The sequence below is a fragment of the Eikenella longinqua genome (assembly GCF_001648355.1).
Taxonomy (GTDB): Bacteria; Pseudomonadota; Gammaproteobacteria; order Burkholderiales; family Neisseriaceae; genus Eikenella; species Eikenella longinqua.
The window spans coordinates 153,586-174,715 of sequence record NZ_LXSL01000028.1 but is presented as its reverse complement, the minus strand read 5'-3'; the positions used below and the strand labels follow the sequence as shown (position 1 = coordinate 174,715).

The window sequence follows — 21,130 nt, the reverse complement described above, 5'->3', positions numbered from 1 at the left end:
GCATGCTTGATTGCGTGGCGGCGGATTTGCTTGTGGCTTAGCCTTGGGATTGGGCTTCTTCTTCGGCTTTGCGCTGGCGCAGGTAGTCGTGGGCGGCGGCTTTTTCGGCTTCGTTGCCGTAGCGGAGGTTTTTCAGGGCACGGCGGTGGGCGGCTTGCTGCTGGGCGGCGGCGATTTCTTGGCGGCGGAAGTCTGCGCGGTTGGCGGGCACGGCGCGTTGGCTTTGTTGGGCTTGGGCGCTGGCCATGGCGCGGGCGATGAGGTCGGCGGGGTTGAAGGCGGGTTTGACCGGGGCCGGGCTTGGTGCGGTGGCCTGTGTGGCAGCGCTGTTTGCGGCGGCTTGGGCGGCGCGTGCGGCGAGGTGGACTTGGCGTTCGGCGGCGAGGCGCTGTTGGCGTTGGATGCGCTGCTGATGGCGTTGTTTGGCGTGGCGGGCGGCGGCGCGGCGGCTGTTTTCGGCGGGGAGGGCGGCGCCGGCGCGAGGCAAGAAGGGGTCGGCCACGGGGCGCATGTCGATGCAATCGACGGGGCAGGGCGGCAGGCAGAGGCCGCAGCCGGTGCATTCGTTTTCGAGCACGGTGTGCATGAGCTTGGAAGCGCCGAGGATGGCGTCAACAGGGCAGGCTTTGATGCAGGCGGTGCAGCCGATGCAGGCGGCTTCGTCGATATGGGCGAGGGCTTTTGCGGCGGCTTTTTTGGGCTGGGCGAGGGGCAGGGGCGGGGTGTGCATGAGGGCGGCGAGCTCGTGTATCACGGTGTCGCCGCCGGGCGGGCAGAGGTTGATGGGGGCTTGGCCTCGGGCGAGGGCTTGGGCGTAGGGGGCGCAGCCTTCGTAGCCGCATTGTTGGCATTGGGTTTGCGGCAGCAGGTCTTCGATTTGGCTGGCGGTGGGCATGGCGTGGCGGGGAGGAGGGAAAGGGCGGGATTTTAGCATGCGGGTGGGGCGGGATGCGGTTTGGGTGCGGCTTGGTAGGCGCTGGCCGTGCTTGCTTTAACTGGGTTGGGGCTAGCTGAAAAGTTTTGGGGCGGGTGGTGGGAAGGGAAAAAGGTTTGATTATTCCTCTATATTTGGGAATAGGCTTCAGGTAGCCTTGGAGGCTACCTGAAAAATGGGTGGCTTTGAAACTGAAGTTGGCCTATGGCTTGCCGCCTTCTCCGGCAGGAGAGGGATGGGTTTGCAGCCGGCATTTGAGACTACCTGAAAAGTTCGGCCTAATTTTTCAGGTAGCTTCAATGTCCGGCGGGATTACAGCTCGAAATCGCCTAAGTCTTCGGCATTGACTTCGGCGTCGATTTGGCCGATGAGGTAGGAGGAGATTTCCACTTCCTGCGGGGCAACCTGCACGTTGTCGGAGGAGAGCCAGGCGTTGATCCAGGGGATCGGGTTTTGCGCGGAGGCGGGGAAGGCGGGCTGCAAGCCGACGGCCTGCATGCGCAGGTTAGTAATGTATTCAACGTATTGGCACAGGATGTCTTTGTTTAGGCCGATCATGGAGCCGTCTTTAAACAGGTATTCGGCCCATTCTTTTTCTTGGTCAGCGGCTTTTTTAAACAGATCGAAGCAGGCTTGTTCCAGCTCTTCGGCGATTTCGGCCATTTCGGGGTCGTCGGCGCCGGCGCGCATCAGGTTGAGCATGTGCTGGGTGCTGGTGAGGTGCAGGGCTTCGTCGCGGGCGATGAGCTTGATGATTTTGGCGTTGCCTTCCATCAGTTCGCGCTCGGCAAAGGCGAAGGAGCAGGCGAAGGAAACATAGAAGCGGATGGCTTCGAGCACGTTTACGCACATCAGGCAGAGGTAGAGCTTTTTCTTGAGCTCGCGCAGGTTTACCACGATGGTTTTGCCGTTTACGCGGTGTTCGCCTTCGCCTAAGAGGTTGTAATACTGGGTGTATTCGATTAAGTCGTCGTAGTAGCAGGCGATGTCTTCGGCGCGGGCGATGATGTATTCGTTTTGCACGATGTCGTCGAACACGACCGATGGGTCGTTCACGATATTGCGGATGATGTGGGTGTAGCTGCGCGAGTGGATGGTTTCGCTGAAGCTCCAAGTTTCAATCCAAGTTTCCAGCTCGGGAATCGACACCAAGGGCAGCAGGGCAACGTTGGGGCTGCGGCCTTGGATGGAATCGAGCAAGGTTTGGTATTTTAAGTTGCTGATGAAAATATGCTTTTCGTGTTCGGGCAGATTGGCATAGTCGATGCGGTCGCGCGACACGTCGATTTCTTCGGGGCGCCAGAAAAATGACAGTTGTTTTTCAATCAGCTTTTCGAAGACTTCGTATTTCTGCTGGTCGTAGCGGGCAACGTTTACCGGCTGGCCGAAAAACATCGGCTCTTTGAGCGCGTCGTTTTGGGTTTTGGAAAAGGTGCTGTAGGACATGACTAGGTGTTCGCAGGACATGGCGGCTCTCTTTTGCAATGTGATGGTGAAGGATATAGGGCAACAGGCTACCTGAAAAACTGTTTCCTTTTTCAGGTAGCCTTTTCATTGGCGGCTAAATCTTACAAGCCCCGCCTGCGCAGCCGTCATCCTGAATATCGGTCTGCGTATCGTCCGCGCCGTCGCGGGTGTTATGGTAGTACAGGGTTTTGACGCCGTATTTGTAGGCGGTCAGCAGGTCTTTGAGCATTTGTTTCATGGAAACTTTATTGCCTTCGAATTTGCCCGGGTCGTAGGCGGTGTTGGCGGAAATCGCCTGATCGACGAATTTCTGCATCACGCCGACAAGTTTCAGGTAGCCTTCGTTGCCAGGAAGCTGCCACAGGGTTTCGTAGGCGTCTTTCAGGGTTTCAAATTCCGGCACGACTTGTTTCAGAATGCCGTCTTTTGATGCTTTGACCGTTACCAGTCCGCGCGGCGGTTCGATGCCGTTGGTGGCGTTGGCGATTTGCGAGCTGGTTTCAGACGGCATGAGTGCGGTCAGGGTGGAATTGCGCAGGCCGTATTTGACGATGTCGGCACGCAGGCTTTCCCAGTCGCACAACAGCGGTTCGCTGCACACGGCATCCAAGTCTTTTTTGTAAGTGTCGATGGGCAGTTTGCCTTGCGAATAAACGGTTTGGTTGAACAGCGGGCATGCGCCGTATTCTTTGGCAAGGTTCACCGATGCTTTGAGCAGGTAATACTGCATGGCTTCAAAGGTGCGGTGGGTCAGGCCGAGCGCGGAATCGTCGCTGTAACGGACACCGTTTTTCGCCAGATAGTAGGCGTAGTTGATGACGCCGATGCCGAGCGTGCGGCGGTTCATGGTTGCGGTGCGTGCGGCTTCGACCGGATAATCTTGATAATCCAGCAAGGCGTCGAGTGCGCGCACGGTCAAATCGGCAAGCCCTTCCAGCTCGTCCAAGCTGTTTAATGCGCCCAAGTTGAAGGCAGATAGGGTACACAGGGCGATTTCGCCGTTCGGGTCGTTGATGTTGTCCAGCGGTTTGGTCGGCAGGGCGATTTCCATGCACAGGTTAGACTGGTGCACGGGCGCGACGCGCGGGTCAAACGGGCTGTGCGTGTTGCAGTGGTCAATGTTTTGGATGTAGATGCGTCCCGTTCCGGCACGCTCCTGCATCAGCGTGGAGAACAAATCGGTAGCCGACAAGGTGCGCTTGCGGATGTTCGGGTCTTGCTCGTATTTCGTGTAGAGACGCTCGAATTCGTCTTGATCGGCAAAGAATGCGTCGTATAGGCCGGGGACTTCGTTGGGCGAAAACAGTGTGATGTTGCCGCCTTTAATCAGGCGGGTGTACAGCAGGCGGTTGATTTGCACGCCGTAATCCAGCTGGCGGATGCGGTTGTCTTCCACGCCACGGTTGTTTTTCAATACCAACAGGCTTTCGGCTTCAATGTGCCACAAGGGGTAGAACAAGGTTGCCGCGCCGCCGCGCACGCCGCCTTGCGAGCAGGATTTAACCGCCGCTTGGAACATTTTGAAAAACGGGATGCAGCCGGTGTGTTGCGCTTCGCCGCCGCGGATTTCACTGCCCAAACCGCGGATACGTCCAGCATTGATGCCGATGCCCGCGCGCTGGGAAACGTATTTCACGATTGCGCTGGTGGTGGCGTTGATGGAATCCAGACTGTCGTCGCATTCAATCAATACGCAGCTTGAGAACTGGCGCGTAGGCGTGCGCACGCCGCTCATAATCGGGGTCGGCAGCGATACTTTAAACGTAGAAACGGCGTCGTAAAAACGTTTGACGTAATCCAAGCGCGTCTCTTTCGGGTATTTGCTGAAGAGGCACATCGCCACCAAAATGTATAAGAACTGCGGCGTTTCATAAATCTGGCGGGTAACGCGGTTCTGTACCAGATATTTGCCTTCGAGCTGCTTCACGGCGGCATACGAGAAGGTCATGTCGCGGCTGTGGTCGATATAGGCGTTCAGTTCGTCAAACTCTTCACGGCTATAATCTTCGATGATGTGGCGGTCGTATTTGCCCGCTTCGGTGAGTTTTTTAACGTGGTCGAAGAGATGCGGCGGTTCGAACTCGCCGTAAGCGATTTTGCGCAGATGGAAAATCGCCAGACGCGCGGCGAGATATTGATAGTCGGGCGTATCCTGCGAAATCAGGTCGGCAGCCGCCTTGATGATGGTTTCGTGGATGTCGTCGGTGCGGATGCCGTTGTAAAACTGGATGTGCGATTTGAGCTCAACCTGCGATACGGAAACGTTTTTCAGCCCTTGGGCGGCCCAGGTAACCACGCGGTGGATTTTATCCAGATTGATCGGTTCCAAGCGGCCGTCGCGCTTGGTGACTTTGAGATTAACGGTATCGTTCATTTTCCCATCCTGATTTCGAGTGACAACACAAGATAATGTGTTCGGTGAGTTAAACTCACACAATATAATGTATTTTGGCGGCAAAAAAAAGATTGCGGAATGTAAGGCTTTGTGGCGGGGCGGTGTATGGGCTGGCGTATGGATTTCTAAACCAATCACTTATGCCAAACAAAAATAATTTCTATTGAAACTGCTGGAGTGATTGCTTGAGTGGAGGATGCAACGGTGCGGGGAGGCTACCTGAAAAAGGCTACCTGAAAATGGCAGCGCAGTTTTCATGTAGCCTTTTTCAGGTAGCCTCTGGCTGGCGATAAAACAACGCTGCCTCCGAGCGGGAGCAGCGTTGCGTTTGGCGGCGGGAAGTCCTGCCGCAGACGGGCTTACACCACGCCTTGTGCCAGCATGGCGTCGGCCACTTTCTTGAAGCCGGCGATGTTGGCGCCGTTCACGTAGTTGGTGTAGCCGTTTTCCGTGCCGTTGGCCACGCAGTTTTCGTGGATGTTGCCCATGATGTCGAACAGGCGGCTGTCCACTTCTTCGCTGCTCCAGGAGAGGCGGATGGCGTTCTGGCTCATTTCGAGGCCGGAAGTGGCCACGCCGCCGGCGTTGCTGGCTTTACCTGGGGCGTAGAGGATTTTCGCGTCGGTGAAGGCTTTAACCGCATCCAGGGTGGAGGGCATGTTGGCGCCTTCGGCCACGCAGATGCAGCCGTTTTTCAGCAGGGCTTGGGCTTCTTCGCCGTTGAGCTCGTTTTGGGTGGCGCAGGGCAGAGCCACATCGCAGGGCACGTGCCACGGGCGTTTGCCTTCGTGGTATTCCAAGCCTTGCTCTTTGGCATACACGGAGAGGCGTTCGCGGCGTACGTTTTTCAGCTCGCTCAAAGCCTGCCATTGGGCTTCGGTCATGCCGCTGTCGGCAAATTTCACGAAGCCGCCGGAATCGGACACGGTTTGCACTTTGGCGCCCAGTTGCAGGGCTTTTTGGGCGGCGTATTGGGCCACGTTGCCGGAGCCGGAGATGACCACGCGTTTGCCTTTGATGCTGTCGTTGCGGGTTTTCAGCATGTTTTCGGTAAAATACACGGTGCCGTAGCCGGTGGCTTCGGGACGGATCAGGCTGCCGCCGTAGCTGAGGCCTTTGCCGGTGAGCACGGAGGCGAATTCGTTGCGCACGCGTTTGTATTGGCCGTAGAGGTAGCCGATTTCGCGCGCGCCCACGCCGATGTCGCCGGCGGGCACGTCTAAATCGGCGCCGATGTGGCGGGCGAGCTCGGTCATAAAGGCTTGGCAGAAACGCATCACTTCGCCGTCGCTCTTGCCTTTGGGGTCGAAGTCGGAGCCGCCTTTGCCGCCGCCCATGGGCAGGGTGGTGAGGCCGTTTTTAAATACTTGCTCGAAGGCCAGGAATTTGAGCACGCCCAGGTTTACGGTGGGGTGGAAGCGCAAGCCGCCTTTGTAGGGGCCGATGGCGGAGTTCATCTGCACGCGGTAGCCGCGGTTTACCTGCACCTGGCCTTGGTCGTCTACCCAGGAAATGCGGAACAGGATTACGCGCTCGGGCTCAACCAGGCGGCCGAGCAGGTTGTGTTTGGTGTATTGGGGATTTTTGGAGAGGAACGGGGCAAGGCTGCCGAAAACTTCTTCTACGGCTTGATGGAAAGTGGCTTGTTCGGGATCACGCTGTTTGATTTGTTGGAACAGGGTATTCAGGTTGCTCATGGGGCACTCCTTGATGTTGGGTTAAAACAGACGGGGAAGGCTGGATCACATTCGGGCAGGTTTTCGAGCCCGCGCAGAAACGGATAATCATTATGAAAAGCCGCCTGCGTGCGCGGCATTCTACCCCATTTGCCCTGTTTTCGGTAGGACGGTGCAAGTGAATGAATCGGCTTGGCTGGCGGCTGCGGGAAAATGGAGTGGCAAAGCAACGGCGGCGGCTTGGGAAGCAGGTGCCGCGCTTCGTATAATAATGAAACAATTGGGGAAACAACAGATTGGGCAGGCATGGCTGCACATCATGCGGCAAACGGCGCAGAAATCTATTCGCGGGTTGCTGCCGATTCAGAATGCCAACAAACGGCCGATATTGCGCTCGGTGGCGGCGGCCACTTTCTGCCAGGCGATGCCGCGCAATGCGGCCACGGTTTCGGCCACGCGCCGCACGTTGGCAGGGGTGTTTTCCGCTTCGCCGGCGGGGAGCATAAAGGGGCTGTCGGTTTCCAGCGCCAGGTGTTCCAGCGGCAGCTCTGCGGCGGCGGTGCGCACTTTGCGGGCGTTCGGGTTGAGCGCCAGTGTGCCGATGCCGATGAGCAGGCCGTAGCCGATGAGGGCGCGGGCTTCTTCGAGGCTACCTGAAAAACCGTGGGCGATGCCGCCGCAGCGGAAGGCGGTTTGCTTGAGTGCGGCCACGGTATCGGCGGCGGCGCGCACGTGGTGCAGGATGACAGGGCGGCGGTATTGCCGGGCGAGGTCGAGCTGGGCGAGCAGGGCGGTTTGCTGCGCGGGGCGGGTTTGCTTGCGTTCGCCGTGGTAATCCAGCCCGATTTCGCCCACCAGCAGCTTGGGGCGGGCTTGCAGCAGGGCGGCGGTTTGCGCGAGCAGCTCGGGGGAGAATTGCCCGGCAAACCAGGGGTGCAGGCCGACTGCGCCGTAGCATTCGGGCGGTTGGTGCAGGCGGCAGACGGCCTCGAAATCGCCTGCCTGTGCGGCGGGCACGATAAAGCGGGTTACGCCTTGGGTGCGGGCGGTGCTGAGGATTTCAGGCAGCCTGCGGGCGAGGGCGGGGTCGGCGAGGTGGCAGTGGCTGTCGGTGAGCATGGCGGGGAGTATAGCGCAAAAGGGGGAGGTTTTTGGTTTTGCGGAAACTGGGGGATTGGTTTGCTCAAGTTTTTCGGTAGCCTCCAGCGGGCAGAGGGGCTACCTGAATTTTGTAAAACATCAGCATAGATATACCTTGGAAAGCTAAGATTAGAATAAAGAAGAAATTTCTCAATATATTTCTCTCGTTTTGACTCACTCTCCACCGCCGCATCCTCCCACATCTGGTCTTTCAGCGGATTGTAGAAGCTGTCTTGATATTTCTCGTCATCCCCGCGCACTTTCAGCAGCAGGATGCCGTCCACATTCTCTGCGGTGCGGTAGATCTTCTCGCCGGCGTTTCGGCACAGTTGGTCGAAGCGGGCTTTGGCGGGCTCGTAGTATTGCTTGCGCCATGCCGCCCGTTCGGCTCGGGCCTGTTGCAATGCCCGCTGCCGCTGCTCATCCTGCTCTTTCTGCTGAAAATACGGGATAACGAAAAACACCACCGCAACAAGCAGCCCGGGAATGGGCATCAGCCAAATCTGCTTCTTTGCCCATTGCGGTTTGAGGTAGTAAAACAGCCAAGAGGCGGCAATCGCCATCACGATGGCAAACACGATGCCGAGAATTTCCAATACATTGAATAGGGAGTAGAGGAATCGGCCGAGATCGCGTGAGGTGAACATGGGGTATGGTGTCCTTTAAGTAATTTGGCTGTGTTTTAAATTGGGTGACTTGTGAGGCTACCTGAAAAGATTTCAGTATGTTTGGAAAGGCGCTTTCTGATTGCAAACCTTTTGTTATGCGTGGTGTTCGTTTTGATTTCGCTAAGTGTCATTTTTCAGGTAGCCTTTTGGCGTGTCTCTGTCTCTCTCAAAGGCTACCTGAAAAAATTTCGGCGGCAGGCTATATGGTACAGGGTTTTCGGTTTTAGCTTTGCAGAAACTCGCTTCGCCCGTTTTAACTGCGTTGAAGCTCACGCTTTCAGGTAGCCTCTGCTCCGGGGCTTGGGGCTACCTGAAAAAAGGCCGCGCTGTGTTTGAACTGCCTTGGAGCTTCGCTTTCAGGTAGCCTATAATCCGCGCCATTCTATAAGCGAACACACACCATGAGCCACACCGAACCCCAAGTCAACACCTGTTTCCACTGCGGCCTGCCCGTGCCTGATGGGCTGGATATGCCGATTGAGTTTGAAGGCGCCGTCCATCCGGCCTGCTGCGCGGGCTGCCAGGCGGTGGCGCAGAGCATCATTGCCGCCGGGCTGGGCAGCTACTACCACCGCCGCACGGCCGAGGCGGAACGGGCGGTGCTGCCGCCGCCGGAAGTGCTGGAGCAGCTCAAGCTGTACGACCTGCCGGATGTGCAGGCGGAGTTTGTGGAAGTGAAGGAGGGGAACGAGCGCGAGGCGGTGCTGATGCTGGGCGGGGTAACCTGCGCGGCCTGCGTGTGGCTGATTGAGCAGCAGCTTTTGCGGCTCCCGGGCGTGCTGCGCGCGGAAATCAACTACAGCACGCTGCGCGCGCGGGTGGCTTGGGATAATTCGCAAGCGGCGCTGTCGGATATTCTGCTGCGCGTGCGCCAGAGCGGCTACGAGGCCTCGCCTTATGATGCGGAACGCATGGAAACGCAGGCGGCGGCGGAGCGCAAGCAGGCGCTCACGCGCTTGTGGGTGGCGGGGCTGGCGATGATGCAGGTGATGATGTATGTGGTGCCCACTTATCTTTATGCGGGCGAAATCGAGCCGCGCTTTTTGTGGATGCTGCATTGGGCGAGCATGCTGCTCACGCTGCCGGTGTTGTTTTATTCGGCGGTGCCGTTTTTCAAAGGGGCGTGGCGCGATTGGAAAAACCGCCGCGCGGGCATGGATACGCCGGTGGCGGTTTCGATTGCGGCGGCGTTTGCGGCCAGCCTGCTGGCGCTGTTGCAGGGGCGGGAAGACGGGATTTATTTCGATTCGGTGTCGATGTTTGTGTTCCTACTGTTGGGCGGGCGCTATTTGGAGCAGTTGGCGCGGCGCAAGGCGGGCGATGCTTCGGAGCGGCTGGTGAAGCTGGTGCCGGCGTTTTGCCACCGGCTGCCGGATTATCCGGACACGGCGCGCGCGGAAGAGGCGGTGGTGGCCAAGCTGGCGGCGGGCGAAGTGCTGCTGGTGAAGCCGGGCGAGGTGGTGCCGGCCGACGGCGTGGTGCTGGAAGGCGAGAGCGAGCTGAACGAGGCCATGCTCAGCGGCGAGAGTTTGCCCGTGCCCAAAGCGGCGGGCGATGCGGTTACCGCGGGCACGCTCAACGGCGGCAGCCCGCTTGTTATCCGCGTGGAGCAGGCGGGCAGCCAAACGCGGCTGTCGCACATTGTGCGCCTGCTGGATAGGGCGCTGGCGGAAAAGCCGCGCATGGTGGAGCTGGCCGACCGCTATGCGGCTTGGTTTGTGGGCGCGCTGCTGCTGCTGAGCGCATTGGTGTTTGCCGGCTGGGCCTGGTATGCCGATGCGCAAACCGCGCTGTGGATTACCGTGTCGCTCTTGGTGGCCACCTGCCCGTGCGCCTTGTCGCTGGCCACGCCGGCGGCTTTGGCGGCCTCCACCGGCCATCTGGCGGGCGAGGGCGTGCTCATCAGCCGCGGGCACAGCCTGGAAACCCTGGCGCGGGTGGACACCGTGGTGCTGGACAAAACCGGTACGCTCACCACCGGCTGCCTTTCCGTGTGCGCCATCCGCACTGCCGAGGGCGTGAGCCGGGATTTGGCCGTGGCGCTGGCGCAGCTTTTGGAGCGGCAGAGCGAACACCCCGCCGCCCGCGCCATTACCGCGCTCCCGCCCAGTCCCATCAGGCTGGAAGCGGAAAACTATGTGAACCGCGCCGGGCACGGCATCGGCGCGCAAGTGCGGCGGGATGGGCAGTTGGCGCAATGGCGCATCGGCCGTTTGGATTATGTGGCCGAGCTTTCGGGCAGGCTACCTGAAAACTTGCAGGCGGAGCACGCGGGTGGCGCGGTGTATTTGGGCAGTCATGAAGGCTTTGCCGCCGTGTTTCTGCTGCAAGACCAAGCCAAGCCGGAAGTGCCCGCCATGTTGGCGGAATGGAAACGGCAGGGCTTGAGCCTGCACCTGCTCAGCGGCGACAGGCAGGCGGCGGCCAATGCCGTGGCGGCCGGTTTGCCGCTGGATGCGGTGCGCGCTGAAGCCACGCCGGAAGACAAGCTGGCCTATGTGCAGGATTTGCAGGCGAAAGGGCACAAAGTGCTGATGGTGGGCGACGGCATCAACGACGCGCCGGTGCTGGCGCAGGCGGATGTGTCGGTGGCGGTGGCCGAAGGCGCGGACGTGGCGCGCGAAGGGGCGGACGTGCTGCTGCTCAACGGCAATATGCGCACGTTGCCCTACCTCACCGCCCAAGCCCGGCGCACCGCGTGGATTGTGCGCGAAAACCTGTGGTGGGCGGCGGGCTACAACCTGATTATGGTGCCGCTGGCGGCGGCCGGTTTCGTTACCCCTTGGCTGGCGGCGCTGGGGATGAGCCTGAGCTCGCTCCTGGTGTCGGCCAACGCCTTGCGCCTGCTGCGGCGGGCAAAATAAAGGCTACCTGAAAGCGTGAGCTTCAACGCAGTTAAAACGGGATGCAGGATTTTCAGGTAGCCTTTGGCAGATTGTTTAACCCAAACAGAGAATGGAAACATCATGAAAAACTATCTAACAGCCGTATTGCTTGCCGTATATTCCGCTGCCGCCCTGGCAGTGCCCTATCCGCCGCTGAACCCGGAAAGCTTGGTGAGCGGCAGCCCCGAACACCCGCCCATCACCGTAAACCTGCCCGCCTTGCGGCACGCGTTTGACAACCTCGCCGTCCACGCGGGAAGCTACCCCATACACTTCGACAACGACGCCGACCGCCGCCGCGCCATCGCCGATTTGCGCCCCATCGGCGTGCTGCTCGACAGCCTCATCGAAAACAATACCCCGCGCCCAGGCACCGTGCCCCACAGCGACTACCTCTCCCTCCTGCAAATGCGCGCCCGCCTCAATTGGATGGGGCACAACCTCGACCAGCCCGGCTATGCCTACCGCGCCGAAGCCGACTACAACCGGCTGCTCACCCTCGCCCCCGCCGCCGCCAAACCCGCCATCCAAGGCGAATTCGGCGCCTTCTTCGCCTCCAGCGCCCGCACGGAACGCGCCATCCCCCTGCTGCGCGCCGCCTATCAGGCCGGGCATAAAGAACGCGGCCTCGATTTGGCCACCGCCCTCTTGACGCAAAACAAACGCAGCGAAGCCCTGCCCCTGCTGCGCGAATACGCCCGCCGCTTCCCGCAAGACCCAAGAGGGCAAGCCATCCTCAACGCCGTGAACACGGCAGCGTGGAAACGCACACATCATACCCCAGCCGCCTGCGCCGCCAGCCCAAACAGCACGCGCGTTAAGCCGCACATAAAACACAGGCTACCTGAAAACGAGCTTCGCGAATTTCTGCGCAGCTAAAATTTTCAGGTAGCCTCTTGCCCGAGAAGGGCATAGAATTTCGCCAAACCCACCACAGGAGAAGCGCTATGACCCTGCCCGCCGATGCCAAAATCTACACCGCCGCCCAAATGCGCGAACGCGAACAGGCCGCCGTGGCGGCCGGCAGCAGTTTTTTGCAGCTGATGGAAAACGCCGGCCAGGCCGCGGCGGCTGATTTGCTGCGCCGCCTGCCCGAGCCCGGCCGCGCGCTTTTGGTGTGCGGCAAGGGCAACAACGGCGGCGACGCGCTGGTGATCGCCCGCGTGTTGCAGCAGCGCGGCTGGCAGGCGGATATCGTGCTGTTGCTGGGCGAGGCGCTGTCTGAATTGGCCGAAACCAACCGCCGCCGCCTTCATGGCTTGGCGGGCATCCGCTTCCTGCCGCCGCAAGCCTTGCCTGCCGCGCTGGGGCAGGGTTACGATTTGATTATAGACGGCATTTTCGGCACCGGTTTTTCAGGTAGCCTGCCGCCACAGGCCGCCGAGTGCTGCCGCCTGCTCAACCAAACCGCCGCTTATAAAGTGGCGCTCGACATCCCCACCGGCCTCAACGGCGACACCGCCGACACCTTCCACGCCAATCTCACCTACGCCTTCGCCGCCTACAAACCGGCGCACGCCAGCCCCGCCGCGCAGCAGTGGTGCGGCGAGATAGTGTGCTTGGATATCGGGATCGATTAGGTGGAATGCAGGAAGGCTACCTGAAAAGCAATCGGCAAAGCTTATCGGCCTTAGTGATAGCATGGCGAAAGGCTACCTGAAAAATTCAGGTAGCCTTTTTTAGGGCGCATACATGCGGATGGGCTGATTGGATTCGGATTGGCGGCTGTTTGGGCTGGATAAGCAGGCGCGGCGGGCTTTGGCCAGCTCCTGCTGCCGCTGGTCGCTGGCGGCCAAGGCGGTTGGGTTGATAATGGTTTGGGGGATGGGGAGCAGGGAGGCGTTGTGCTGGGTACTCACTCCGCGCAAGGGCAGGCCGGTGCGGCGCTGGATGATTTCGGTGAAATCGCGCAGGTCGGAAGAGCGGTTTCCGCAGTAGAGACCGCCAGTGGGCATGCAATGACAGGTCGGCGGCCTGGTGTCGGTAAGGTTGTCGGGCACATGGCCGCTCCAGGCGATTTGTGGCACGTTGCCATCGGTGTGCACGCTGCTGCCTTGCCGGCTGCCGGTGTGCACCACCAGTTGCGGCTGCCGCCCGTGCACTTCCCAGCGCACGGCTTTGTGGCTGGAGAGGATGAGCACATAGGGCGTGCTGTTGCGCGGGCCTTGCAGGATGATGCGGTTGTCGCGGCTGGTGCTGCTGGATACGCCGACGGCATAGGCCACGGTGCCGGCGGGCAGACGCTGCGCGGCGATGGCGGCTGCCAGGGCATCGTCGTCTATTTCTTTCACGGCGGGGGCAACGGTGAGCTGGAAGCCGGTGGTGTGCCAGCGGTTGGCGTATTCCACTTCCAGCAGGTAGTCGCCGGGCTCGAGCAGGATGGTGGTGTCGCTGCTTTGGTCGCCTGCCTGCATAACCAAATGCCGGTTGAGCAATACGCGCAGTTCGGCATGGCTGAGGTTGGTGGCAATGCGGTATTTGCCGCGCTGCGGAATGTGCAGCCGGCCTGCCCAATAGGCGCCGAAAGTGGGCGAGGGAATGCCGTGGAATTCATTATAGGCATAATTGATGGCGATGCTGCTCACCGTTTCGCGGGCCACGACCCGGTTGGGGAAATTGGTGTTGAAATACCAGGCGGAATAACCTTGCGGCGGGATAGCGCGCTGGGGGTTGAATTTTCGCCCCAGGTGGGGGAAACGATGGGGTAGGTGAGCAGCGTGCTTTCGGCCTGCGGCGGGGCAGACGGCCTAGTTTCTTCGCGCGGCTCGGCGGGAAGGGTTCGCGGTGGCGTGTAAGCCGCTTCGGAAACAACAATCGGCGGGATGGTTTCCTGCTCTAGTTGTTTCCCGACAGTATCGTTTGACGTGCGCAAATTCGGAAACAGAAACCACAAGCCGATGCCGACTGCGGCAAAAATCAGCATTGGCAGCAGGACTTGGAGGGCGGATGGCTTGCGGTTATCTGGCATAGTGCGGGAAGGCTACCTGAAAACGAGGTTCCCGAAGGAAGGCGAATTTCTGCGCGGCTAAAACCAGCTTTCAGGTAGCCTGAAAGGCTGGAAAAGCAGTAAGATGCGGATTATATCAAAGAACCGGAGTGCAAACATGAATCTTATTTTGTGGCGCCACGCCGAAGCGGAAGACGGCTCGCCCGATTTGGAACGCGAGCTCACTGCCAAAGGTTTGCAGCAGGCTGCCGCCAGCACGGAATGGCTGCGCCCGTATTTAAACGGCCGCGCCGAAGTGTGGGCGTCGCAGGCGCGTCGCAGCCGGCAAACCGCCGAGGCGCTCGGCCTGCCCTATGCCGTGAAGCCCGAGCTCAATCCGATTAATGATGTGGAAGCGCTGCCCGCGCTGATTGCCGCGCACAAAGGGGCGGATTATCTGATATTGGTGGGGCACCAGCCTTGGCTGGGGCAGCTTTGTAGCTATCTGCTCAACGGCGGCTGGCTGGCGGGCTCGTATTGGACGGTGAAGAAATCGGGCATTTGGTGGTTTGGCGTGAAAAGTGCGGCCGACGGGCGGCTCTATGCCAAGCTGAAGGCGGCAATGACGCCGCAGCTGCTGTTGCCCGATGATTAAGCCGACCGGCTTGAAACCTGCGCGAGCGTGCCCATTTGGGCGGCATCACCACGCAAGGAGTGTGCCATGAGAGAAGAGAATCCCACCCGCCCCGAAGATTTCGTGCCCGAATTCCGCCGGCGCCGTTTTGAGCCGGACGGCTTTTTGCTCAAGCTGCGCCGTTTCGCGCTGCGGCTGGGGCGGCCGGTGGTGGAGCAGCTGTATGCGCTGTATTTCCTGTTTCAGTCGCCCGCCGTGCCCAAACGCGCCAAGCTGATTATCGTGGGCGCGCTGGTGTATTTCGTGAGCCCCATTGACAGCATCCCCGACCTGCTCGGCCCCTTGGGCTTCAGCGACGACATCGCGGTAATCACGCTGGTGTATGCTCAGGTGAAGGATTATCTGACTGAGGAAATGAAAATCCGCGCACGGGCGGCAGCGGATAGGCTTGTGCGGAAATAGAGCGGGGAATTTTCAGGTAGCCTCTCATCGCTTGGAAGGCTACCTGAAAAATTGTGCAATAGAAGCAGGCTACCTGAAGATTTTGTTTTTCAGGTAGCCTTTTGCATCTGGGGCTACCTGGAAACTTGAGTGTCTGCGCCGCTTGATTTTAGCCGTAGAGCCGTCGCTGCCAATCTTCGCACACGCCCGTTTCCAGCCTGCGCTCAAACATCTGCCGCCACGATGCGGGCAGCGGCAGCGCCAACACTTCGCGCAGGGCGGTTTCATCGCAGCTGCGGCTGTCGATAAGCGCCAGAATGCGCACCAGCGGCCAATCGGGGAAGGGGCGCGAGAGCAGGGCAACGCTGTCGCCGGCTTGGATGCCGCCCGTTTGCAGCACGCGCAGATACCAGCCGCAGCGCAGGTTGTGCTGCACCCGCTCGGCCATGTCGGCTATCTCGAAGCGTTCGTTCAGCTTCCAGCAGGGCTGCCGCCCCTGGCTCACTTCAAAGCGCGCCGTGCCGATTTGCCATTGGTCGCCGAGGCACACCTGCCATTCGTCGGTGCCTTCTATACACAGGTTTTCGCCGAAGCCGCCGGCGCGGAAATGCGGGTTGGCGGGGAACTGCCGCTGCCAGTAGGCGTAGTGGGCTTGGGCGTAGCAGTGCAGGGCTTTGTCGGCGCCGCCGTGGTAGCGCGGGTCGCCCACGCCGTCGCCTTCGAGGCCGGTGGGGCCGACGGCGATGATGCCGGGCACGGGCTGTTTGTCGATGCCGCTCACTTGGTTGCGCGCAAAGGCTTTGGGCCGGCCGACGCGGATTTCGCGCACGGTGGCGATGATTTCGCTCATGGGGTGCTCCTTGCAGAGGGTTTGCCTGATTATATCGCTTTGCGGCAGCGGCAGAAGGCTATAGTGGATTAAAATTAAGAACGCTACTGCGTTGGCTCGCCTTGCCGTACTATCTGTACTGTCTGCGGCTCGCCGCCTTGTCCCATTCTTATTTTAATCCACTATATTTGGAAGCAATATGACCGGCGGCAAAGCTTGAAACGGCGGCGCGGCAGGGGCATACTCAGGTTTCCCATTGGATTACAAGGAGAAAACCATGCGACTGGTGATTGCCGCGCCGGCCAACGGCGTGGAACTGAAAAACGCGCTCAAGGCGCATTTGCAGGCCGATGCGCGCGTGCAGAGCCTGCTGGATTTGTCGGCGCCAGAGGGCACGTATCCGCAGCTTTCCTTTGCCGCCGCGCAGGAAGTGGCTGCCGGCCGCGCCGACCGCGCCATCCTGATTTGCGGCACGGGCGTGGGCACGGCGATTGCGGCCAACAAGGTGCGCGGCATCCGCGCGGCCACGGCGCACGACCTGCTCACGCTGCGCGGCTCGGTGGAAAACTACGACGCGCAGGTGCTGTGCATGGGGCAGAACGTGATTGCCGCGCCGGCGGCCTGGGCGCTGGTGGATATTTGGCTGGATTTGCGCCACGACACGGGCAGCAGCTATGCGCCGAAGGTGGGGGAGATTGCGGCGTTTGAGCGCGGGGAGGGTTGAGGCTTGAAGCTGTATTGGGCTTTGAGGAAAGTCGTTCTCTGGCGGAAATTTTCAGGTAGCCTTTGAGTGGGTTACCTGAAAACGGGATGGCTTATTTATCTAAACTAAGGCCGGAATATTTTCAGGTAGCCTGCTGTGCGGCAGAGGCTACCTGAAAATTTTTGCGCGGCTCGGGCTTAATGGCGGCTTAATCGGTGGCGGAACCCATGATGCCGGTGTAGCGGCCGTTGGCGGGGCTGTATACCGTCCAGAAGTAGGCGCCCCACCATTCGCGGCCGTCGTCGAAATAGTTGGAGCAGTCGGTATCCCATGCGTAGGCTTCGATGTTGCTCAGGCTGCCGAAGAGCTGGCGGCAGAATTGGAGGAAGTATTCGCCCACTTCGCGCGGGGAGTCGCCGAACTGGGGCGGGTAGGGCGGGTTGAGGAAGGCGTGGCAGAAGGCGCTGCCGGGCGGGTTGCGGGCGAGGGCGGGTTCGGCGCTGGTTTGGCTGTCGTGGTGGAAGTGCTGGCCGAAGTGGCGGCTTTGCTTGTTCCAATCGCGCACGATGAGGCGGCTTTGCGCGAGGTCGAGCTGGTTGCCGTAGAACTGCTCGGCGCTGATTTTCTGCCCCATGCTGCTTTGCAGGCTGAAATGTTGGCTGATTGGCAGGGGGCTTTGCTCGGGCAGCAGGTATTGCGCTTGCAGGCGCTTGAGGCGGCGGGCTGATTGTTCGTTGTGCTCGGCAATCACGGCGGCGAGGGTGTGCTGGGCGGTGGCGAGGTGGTATGCGCGGCGTTCGGTTTCGTTGGGTGCGGCGGTAGTGTAGGCGAATTGCTGGAAGTCGAGCACGCCGCCGAGCGCGTGGAAGCGGTTGATGGCGGCGCGGTGTTGGCGGTATTGCCATTCAGGCAGGCCGTCGTGGGGGAGGGCTTCGAGGATGGATGTGGGGAACATGGGCGGGAGGAAGGCTTTAGGGCTGCGGAGGGAGTGGATTGTCGCTTAAATGGCGGGCGGTGGCAAAGCGTGGGCGTGCGGGAGGCTACCTGAAAGCGTGAGCTTCAGCGCAGTTAAAACGGAGCTTTCGCAGGAAGCGGAGTTCTGCGAAGCTAAAATCTAATTGAATGTTTTTTCAGGTAGCCTGCTGCGGGATGGAGGCTACCTGAAAAACATTTGGTCGGATTGTTTGCGGTTTAGGCCGCGCCCAACCGTTCCAGCAAAAACCCCGCCAACGCGTCAATCTTCGCCGTGTTCCTGCTGTTTGGCGGGTAAACCAGATACACGCCGTCGGCTTCGTCGGTGGGCGTGGGCGTGATTTGCCAGTCGGTCAAGACGGTTTTCAGGCTGCCTTTTTGCAGGTGCGGCGACACCAGCCAGTCGGGCAGGTGGCTGATGCCCTGTCCGTCCAGCGTGGCGGCAAGCAGCATGGATGCGCTGTTGCCCGACAGGTTGCCGCGTATCGGGACGCTTTGGATTTTGCCGTCTCGGCGGAAAAACCATTTGGGCGCGTAGCCGCGATAGACATAGGGCAGGCAGTTGTGCCGCGTCAAATCCTGCGGGGTTTGCGGCTCGCCGTGCAGGGCGAGATAGTCGGGCGAAGCAACCAAAATCCGCACCTGCGGGGCGATTTTACGCGCCACCAGCCGCGTGTCTTCCACCCGCCCCAGCCGCACCGCCAAATCCACAGGTTCGGCGAACAAATCGACAAAGTGGTCGGCGGCGTACAGTTCCAGCTCGATTTTGGGATAGCGGCGGGCGAAATCGGACAGCAGCGGGGCAAGTCTGCACGCGCCGTAATCGGTGGGAAAGGTGAGCCGGAGTTTGCCCGACGGCTCTAAAATTTCGTCTTTAAGCGACTGGTTGGCACGCGCCAAATCGTCCAAAACGGCACGGGTCTTTTCCAGATAAAGCTCGCCTGCGCGGGTCAGCGACAGCCTGCGGGTGGAACGGGCAAACAGCGGCAGCCCCAAATCCGCTTCCAGCCGGTCTATCTGGCGGGTTACGGACGAAACGGCAACGCCCAAGGCTTTGGCGGTGGCGGTAAAACTGCCTGTTTCGGCGGTGTGGTGGAAAATGGCGAGGGCGGAGAAGTAGTCCATAAATTATCCTTTGTTTCAGACGACCTTTTATTGCATAAAACGCAAAGCTGTTTCCAGTTTTCCCCATATTATCATTTAAATCAAAAAGAATATAATATCTCTACTTAATTTTTTGACAGGAGTATTCATGATGAGCCGCCAAATCCAATTTGACCGCGTCGGCAATGCCGATGTTTTAGAAATCCGCGATATTGCCGTTTCCGCACCGCAAGCAGGAGAAGTACAAATCCGTATGCACGCACTGGGATTGAATCGCGCCGAAATCATGTACCGTACAGGAAAATACGTTATCAATCCTGTTTTCCCTGCCAAACTCGGCTATGAAGGTGCAGGTGTCGTTACGGCAGTGGGTGCAGATGTAAAAGGTGTGTCCGTAGGCGACAAAGTGAGCATTATTCCGTCGTTTATGTTTACCGAATACGGGACTTATGCCGAAATTGCCAACCTGCCGGCGCACGCTGTCGTCAAACATCCCGAAAACTTGAGTTTTGAGCAGGCGGCGGCAAGCTGGATGATGTTCGTTACTGCTTACGGCGCGTTAATCGAACTGGGCAGCCTGAAAGCAGGTGAGGTCGTGGTGCTTGGTGCGGCAACCAGCAGCGTCGGTCTGGCAGCCATCCAAATTGCCAAAATGCAGGGTGCGACCGTGGTCGCATTGTCCCGTACTCATGCCAAAGGCGATGTGCTTTTGGAAAAAGGGGCGGATTTTGTGCTGGCGACCCAAGAAGACGATATTACTGCCCGCTTGAATGAAATCACGGGCGGCAAGGGTGTAAATTTGGTGTTCGACCCGGTCGGCGGCAAAGAAGCGGCGGATATTTTCAAAGCCATGGCGCATGACGGACGCTATTTCATTTACGGCGCATTAAGCCATGACGATATTGCCGTGCCGGTATTTGATATTCTCGCCAAACACCTGACCCTGCGCGGATATGAATTGTTTGAAATCACCACCATTCCTGAAAAACTGGCGCGTGCCAAAGAATATGTCGGCAAAGGATTGGCACAAGGCAGCCTGAAACCGGAAATTGACCATATATTTGACTTTGCAGACATCCGCAAAGCACATGAATACATGGAAAGCAACGCGCAAATCGGGAAAGTGGTGGTATCCGTGCCGTAACAAATGCCTTTGTGCCGTTTGATAACGGAATAAAGGTCGTCTGAAACACAAAACTGTTTCCAGTTTTCCCCATATTATCATTTAAATCAAAAAGAATATAATAAACACAAGCAAACCTCATCAAGCGGAGAAACCATCATGAACAACATCCCCAATTTTTCCATACTCGGTCAGGACAACAGCCGCCTGTTTGAAAACGCGGCGGAAACGTCGTCTGAAAACCGCCGGCTTTTGCCTGAATTGGCGTCGCACAAAGCTTTTTCGCAGGTATTCCAAAAAGACAGACTCACCGTCGGGCTGATTGCACCGTTTAAAGGCTATCCCGACTCGCCTTTCCCAAACATCGAAGACTTGGGCGAAACCGCCGCACTGGCGGAAAAGCTCGGCTTTGCCGCCCTGTGGCTGCGTGATGTGCCGTTTTACGACCCCAATTTCGGCGACGTGGGGCAGGGGCTTGACCCGTTTGTCGCACTCGGCTATCTGGTGGCAAAAACGCAAAACATCGCCATCGGCACGGCGGGTTTGGTGTCGCCGCTGCGTGAACCCATCCACATCGCCAAAGCCGCCGCCAGTGCGGAGGTTCTGACCGGCGGACGCTTTATTTTGGGTTTGTCCAGCGGCGACCGCCCCGTGGAATATCCCGCCTTTAAAGCCGATTTCGACAACCGCGCCGAACGCTTCCGCGAAAGCTGGGACATGATACGCACGCTGACCACGCAGGATTTTCCCAAGTTTGACGGCACGCACTACGGCAGCCTGAACGGCAACATCGGTTTCATCCCCAAAATCCCGCACCGCCTGCCGATGGTCGCCATCGGACGCGCCAGACAGGAATTGGGCTGGCTTGCCAACACCGCCGACGCGTGGATTTGGCACGGTGTAAACCCCAAAGACACGGCAAAAATCGTCAATACGTTAAAAGAGTTGAACCAAGACGGGCATTGGCGTCCGTTCGGCTACGCCAACTGGGTCGAGCTTTCGGAAAACCCCGACGAACCGGCAAAACTCTACAACAACATCTACCTGCGCGGCGGCAGCAAAGGGCTTTTGGAATTTTGGCAGCAGCAAAAAGAACAGGGCTTGGCACACACCACCATCAACCTCAAACCCAACCGCCGCCCCGTTGCCGAAACCTTGCAGGATTTGGCGGAAAACGCGCTGGCGAAGCTGTAATGAAAAAGAGGCTACCTGAAAATTCAGCCGCACAACACT

The 21,130-nt window shown here is 59.2% G+C and carries 19 protein-coding genes; 8 read left to right on the top strand and 11 right to left on the bottom strand.

Annotation, left to right across the window (positions count from 1 at the left end; translation table 11 throughout):
• Positions 1 to 37 precede the first annotated feature (37 nt).
• The 6 genes from A7P95_RS08295 to A7P95_RS08270 all read right to left on the bottom strand — a co-directional run bounded on the left by A7P95_RS08295 (position 38) and on the right by A7P95_RS08270 (position 8,259).
• Entirely contained in the window at positions 38 to 934 is an 897-nt protein-coding gene (locus A7P95_RS08295; protein WP_425387466.1) for an RnfABCDGE type electron transport complex subunit B, read from the bottom strand.
• Positions 935 to 1,246: 312 nt separating this feature from the next.
• Complete coding sequence (gene nrdB / locus A7P95_RS08290) at positions 1,247 to 2,380, bottom strand: class Ia ribonucleoside-diphosphate reductase subunit beta (RefSeq protein WP_067593860.1); 1,134 nt, start codon at positions 2,378 to 2,380, stop codon at positions 1,247 to 1,249.
• Between the two features lie 115 nt (positions 2,381 to 2,495).
• A complete protein-coding gene (gene nrdA / locus A7P95_RS08285) occupies positions 2,496 to 4,775 on the bottom strand; it encodes a class 1a ribonucleoside-diphosphate reductase subunit alpha (protein ID WP_067593857.1) in 2,280 nt (759 codons plus the stop codon).
• Between the two features lie 380 nt (positions 4,776 to 5,155).
• Positions 5,156 to 6,493, bottom strand: a complete 1,338-nt coding sequence (gene gdhA / locus A7P95_RS08280) for an NADP-specific glutamate dehydrogenase (RefSeq protein ID WP_067593854.1) — start codon at positions 6,491 to 6,493, stop codon at positions 5,156 to 5,158.
• Positions 6,494 to 6,835: 342 nt separating this feature from the next.
• Positions 6,836 to 7,591, bottom strand: a complete 756-nt coding sequence (locus A7P95_RS08275) for a TatD family hydrolase (RefSeq protein WP_067593852.1) — start codon at positions 7,589 to 7,591, stop codon at positions 6,836 to 6,838.
• The gene (locus tag A7P95_RS08270) at positions 7,501 to 8,259 is read right to left on the bottom strand and encodes a hypothetical protein (protein ID WP_067593848.1); all 759 of its coding nucleotides are present in this window, start codon (positions 8,257 to 8,259) and stop codon (positions 7,501 to 7,503) included. Before A7P95_RS08270 ends, A7P95_RS08275 begins: the two co-directional genes overlap by 91 nt.
• Positions 8,260 to 8,681: 422 nt before the next feature.
• Here A7P95_RS08270 and A7P95_RS08265 point away from each other — a divergent pair, with 422 nt between their 5' ends.
• The 3 genes from A7P95_RS08265 (at position 8,682) to A7P95_RS08255 (ending at position 12,745) form a co-directional block, all read left to right on the top strand.
• The gene (locus tag A7P95_RS08265) at positions 8,682 to 11,144 is read left to right on the top strand and encodes a heavy metal translocating P-type ATPase (RefSeq protein ID WP_067593845.1); all 2,463 of its coding nucleotides are present in this window, start codon (positions 8,682 to 8,684) and stop codon (positions 11,142 to 11,144) included.
• A 102-nt stretch (positions 11,145 to 11,246) separates the two neighbouring features.
• Positions 11,247 to 12,044: a tetratricopeptide repeat protein gene (locus tag A7P95_RS08260; RefSeq protein WP_067593842.1), complete on the top strand. Its 798-nt coding sequence runs from the start codon at positions 11,247 to 11,249 to the stop codon at positions 12,042 to 12,044.
• Between the two features lie 68 nt (positions 12,045 to 12,112).
• A complete protein-coding gene (locus tag A7P95_RS08255) occupies positions 12,113 to 12,745 on the top strand; it encodes an NAD(P)H-hydrate epimerase (protein ID WP_067593839.1) in 633 nt (210 codons plus the stop codon).
• 99 nt (positions 12,746 to 12,844) lie between these two features.
• Here A7P95_RS08255 and A7P95_RS08250 read toward each other — a convergent pair whose 3' ends face one another.
• Both A7P95_RS08250 and A7P95_RS11740 read right to left on the bottom strand, forming a co-directional pair.
• The gene (locus A7P95_RS08250; RefSeq protein WP_067593836.1) at positions 12,845 to 13,765 is read right to left on the bottom strand and encodes a PA14 domain-containing protein; all 921 of its coding nucleotides are present in this window, start codon (positions 13,763 to 13,765) and stop codon (positions 12,845 to 12,847) included.
• Positions 13,747 to 14,133, bottom strand: coding sequence for a hypothetical protein (locus A7P95_RS11740; protein ID WP_156503559.1), 387 nt, complete (start codon positions 14,131 to 14,133; stop codon positions 13,747 to 13,749). The genes A7P95_RS08250 and A7P95_RS11740 overlap by 19 nt, the downstream gene beginning before the upstream one ends.
• Before the next feature lie 136 nt (positions 14,134 to 14,269).
• Here A7P95_RS11740 and A7P95_RS08245 point away from each other — a divergent pair, with 136 nt between their 5' ends.
• Positions 14,270 to 14,746, top strand: a complete 477-nt coding sequence (locus A7P95_RS08245) for a SixA phosphatase family protein (RefSeq protein WP_067593834.1) — start codon at positions 14,270 to 14,272, stop codon at positions 14,744 to 14,746.
• Between the two features lie 66 nt (positions 14,747 to 14,812).
• Entirely contained in the window at positions 14,813 to 15,187 is a 375-nt protein-coding gene (locus tag A7P95_RS08240) for a YkvA family protein (RefSeq protein WP_067593831.1), read from the top strand.
• Between the two features lie 148 nt (positions 15,188 to 15,335).
• On the opposite strand, the gene A7P95_RS08235 is transcribed toward A7P95_RS08240, so the two are convergent.
• The gene (locus A7P95_RS08235; RefSeq protein WP_067593828.1) at positions 15,336 to 16,016 is read right to left on the bottom strand and encodes an MOSC domain-containing protein; all 681 of its coding nucleotides are present in this window, start codon (positions 16,014 to 16,016) and stop codon (positions 15,336 to 15,338) included.
• A gap of 256 nt (positions 16,017 to 16,272) precedes the next feature.
• Here A7P95_RS08235 and A7P95_RS08230 point away from each other — a divergent pair, with 256 nt between their 5' ends.
• On the top strand, positions 16,273 to 16,719 hold the full coding sequence (locus tag A7P95_RS08230; RefSeq protein ID WP_067593825.1) for an RpiB/LacA/LacB family sugar-phosphate isomerase: 447 nt from the start codon (positions 16,273 to 16,275) through the stop codon (positions 16,717 to 16,719).
• Between the two features lie 187 nt (positions 16,720 to 16,906).
• Here the strand turns inward: A7P95_RS08230 and A7P95_RS08225 are convergent, their stop codons facing one another.
• The gene (locus tag A7P95_RS08225) at positions 16,907 to 17,653 is read right to left on the bottom strand and encodes a hypothetical protein (RefSeq protein WP_067593822.1); all 747 of its coding nucleotides are present in this window, start codon (positions 17,651 to 17,653) and stop codon (positions 16,907 to 16,909) included.
• 236 nt (positions 17,654 to 17,889) lie between these two features.
• Entirely contained in the window at positions 17,890 to 18,795 is a 906-nt protein-coding gene (locus tag A7P95_RS08220) for a LysR family transcriptional regulator (RefSeq protein ID WP_067593819.1), read from the bottom strand.
• Positions 18,796 to 18,922: 127 nt separating this feature from the next.
• Between A7P95_RS08220 and A7P95_RS08215 the strand changes: the two genes are divergently transcribed.
• Both A7P95_RS08215 and A7P95_RS08210 read left to right on the top strand, forming a co-directional pair.
• The gene (locus A7P95_RS08215; RefSeq protein WP_245636592.1) at positions 18,923 to 19,918 is read left to right on the top strand and encodes a zinc-dependent alcohol dehydrogenase family protein; all 996 of its coding nucleotides are present in this window, start codon (positions 18,923 to 18,925) and stop codon (positions 19,916 to 19,918) included.
• 138 nt (positions 19,919 to 20,056) lie between these two features.
• Positions 20,057 to 21,091 carry a TIGR03571 family LLM class oxidoreductase gene (locus tag A7P95_RS08210; protein WP_082890777.1) on the top strand — a complete coding sequence of 345 codons (1,035 nt, stop codon included), beginning with the start codon at positions 20,057 to 20,059 and terminating at the stop codon, positions 21,089 to 21,091.
• The last annotated feature ends 39 nt before the right edge of the window (positions 21,092 to 21,130 follow it).

Excerpts from the sequence above, each read along its gene's own strand:
- A7P95_RS08295 (WP_425387466.1), bottom strand. The coding sequence starts at position 934 with ATGCTAAAATCCCGCCCTTTCCCTCCTCCCCGCCACGCCATGCCCACC.
- nrdB (WP_067593860.1), bottom strand. The coding sequence starts at position 2,380 with ATGTCCTACAGCACCTTTTCCAAAACCCAAAACGACGCGCTCAAAGAG.
- nrdA (WP_067593857.1), bottom strand. The coding sequence starts at position 4,775 with ATGAACGATACCGTTAATCTCAAAGTCACCAAGCGCGACGGCCGCTTG.
- gdhA (WP_067593854.1), bottom strand. The coding sequence starts at position 6,493 with ATGAGCAACCTGAATACCCTGTTCCAACAAATCAAACAGCGTGATCCC.
- A7P95_RS08275 (WP_067593852.1), bottom strand. The coding sequence starts at position 7,591 with ATGCTCACCGACAGCCACTGCCACCTCGCCGACCCCGCCCTCGCCCGC.
- A7P95_RS08270 (WP_067593848.1), bottom strand. The coding sequence starts at position 8,259 with ATGTTCACCTCACGCGATCTCGGCCGATTCCTCTACTCCCTATTCAAT.
- A7P95_RS08265 (WP_067593845.1), top strand. The coding sequence starts at position 8,682 with ATGAGCCACACCGAACCCCAAGTCAACACCTGTTTCCACTGCGGCCTG.
- A7P95_RS08260 (WP_067593842.1), top strand. The coding sequence starts at position 11,247 with ATGAAAAACTATCTAACAGCCGTATTGCTTGCCGTATATTCCGCTGCC.
- A7P95_RS08255 (WP_067593839.1), top strand. The coding sequence starts at position 12,113 with ATGACCCTGCCCGCCGATGCCAAAATCTACACCGCCGCCCAAATGCGC.
- A7P95_RS11740 (WP_156503559.1), bottom strand. The coding sequence starts at position 14,133 with ATGCCAGATAACCGCAAGCCATCCGCCCTCCAAGTCCTGCTGCCAATG.
- A7P95_RS08245 (WP_067593834.1), top strand. The coding sequence starts at position 14,270 with ATGAATCTTATTTTGTGGCGCCACGCCGAAGCGGAAGACGGCTCGCCC.
- A7P95_RS08240 (WP_067593831.1), top strand. The coding sequence starts at position 14,813 with ATGAGAGAAGAGAATCCCACCCGCCCCGAAGATTTCGTGCCCGAATTC.
- A7P95_RS08235 (WP_067593828.1), bottom strand. The coding sequence starts at position 16,016 with ATGAGCGAAATCATCGCCACCGTGCGCGAAATCCGCGTCGGCCGGCCC.
- A7P95_RS08230 (WP_067593825.1), top strand. The coding sequence starts at position 16,273 with ATGCGACTGGTGATTGCCGCGCCGGCCAACGGCGTGGAACTGAAAAAC.
- A7P95_RS08225 (WP_067593822.1), bottom strand. The coding sequence starts at position 17,653 with ATGTTCCCCACATCCATCCTCGAAGCCCTCCCCCACGACGGCCTGCCT.
- A7P95_RS08220 (WP_067593819.1), bottom strand. The coding sequence starts at position 18,795 with ATGGACTACTTCTCCGCCCTCGCCATTTTCCACCACACCGCCGAAACA.
- A7P95_RS08215 (WP_245636592.1), top strand. The coding sequence starts at position 18,923 with ATGATGAGCCGCCAAATCCAATTTGACCGCGTCGGCAATGCCGATGTT.
- A7P95_RS08210 (WP_082890777.1), top strand. The coding sequence starts at position 20,057 with ATGAACAACATCCCCAATTTTTCCATACTCGGTCAGGACAACAGCCGC.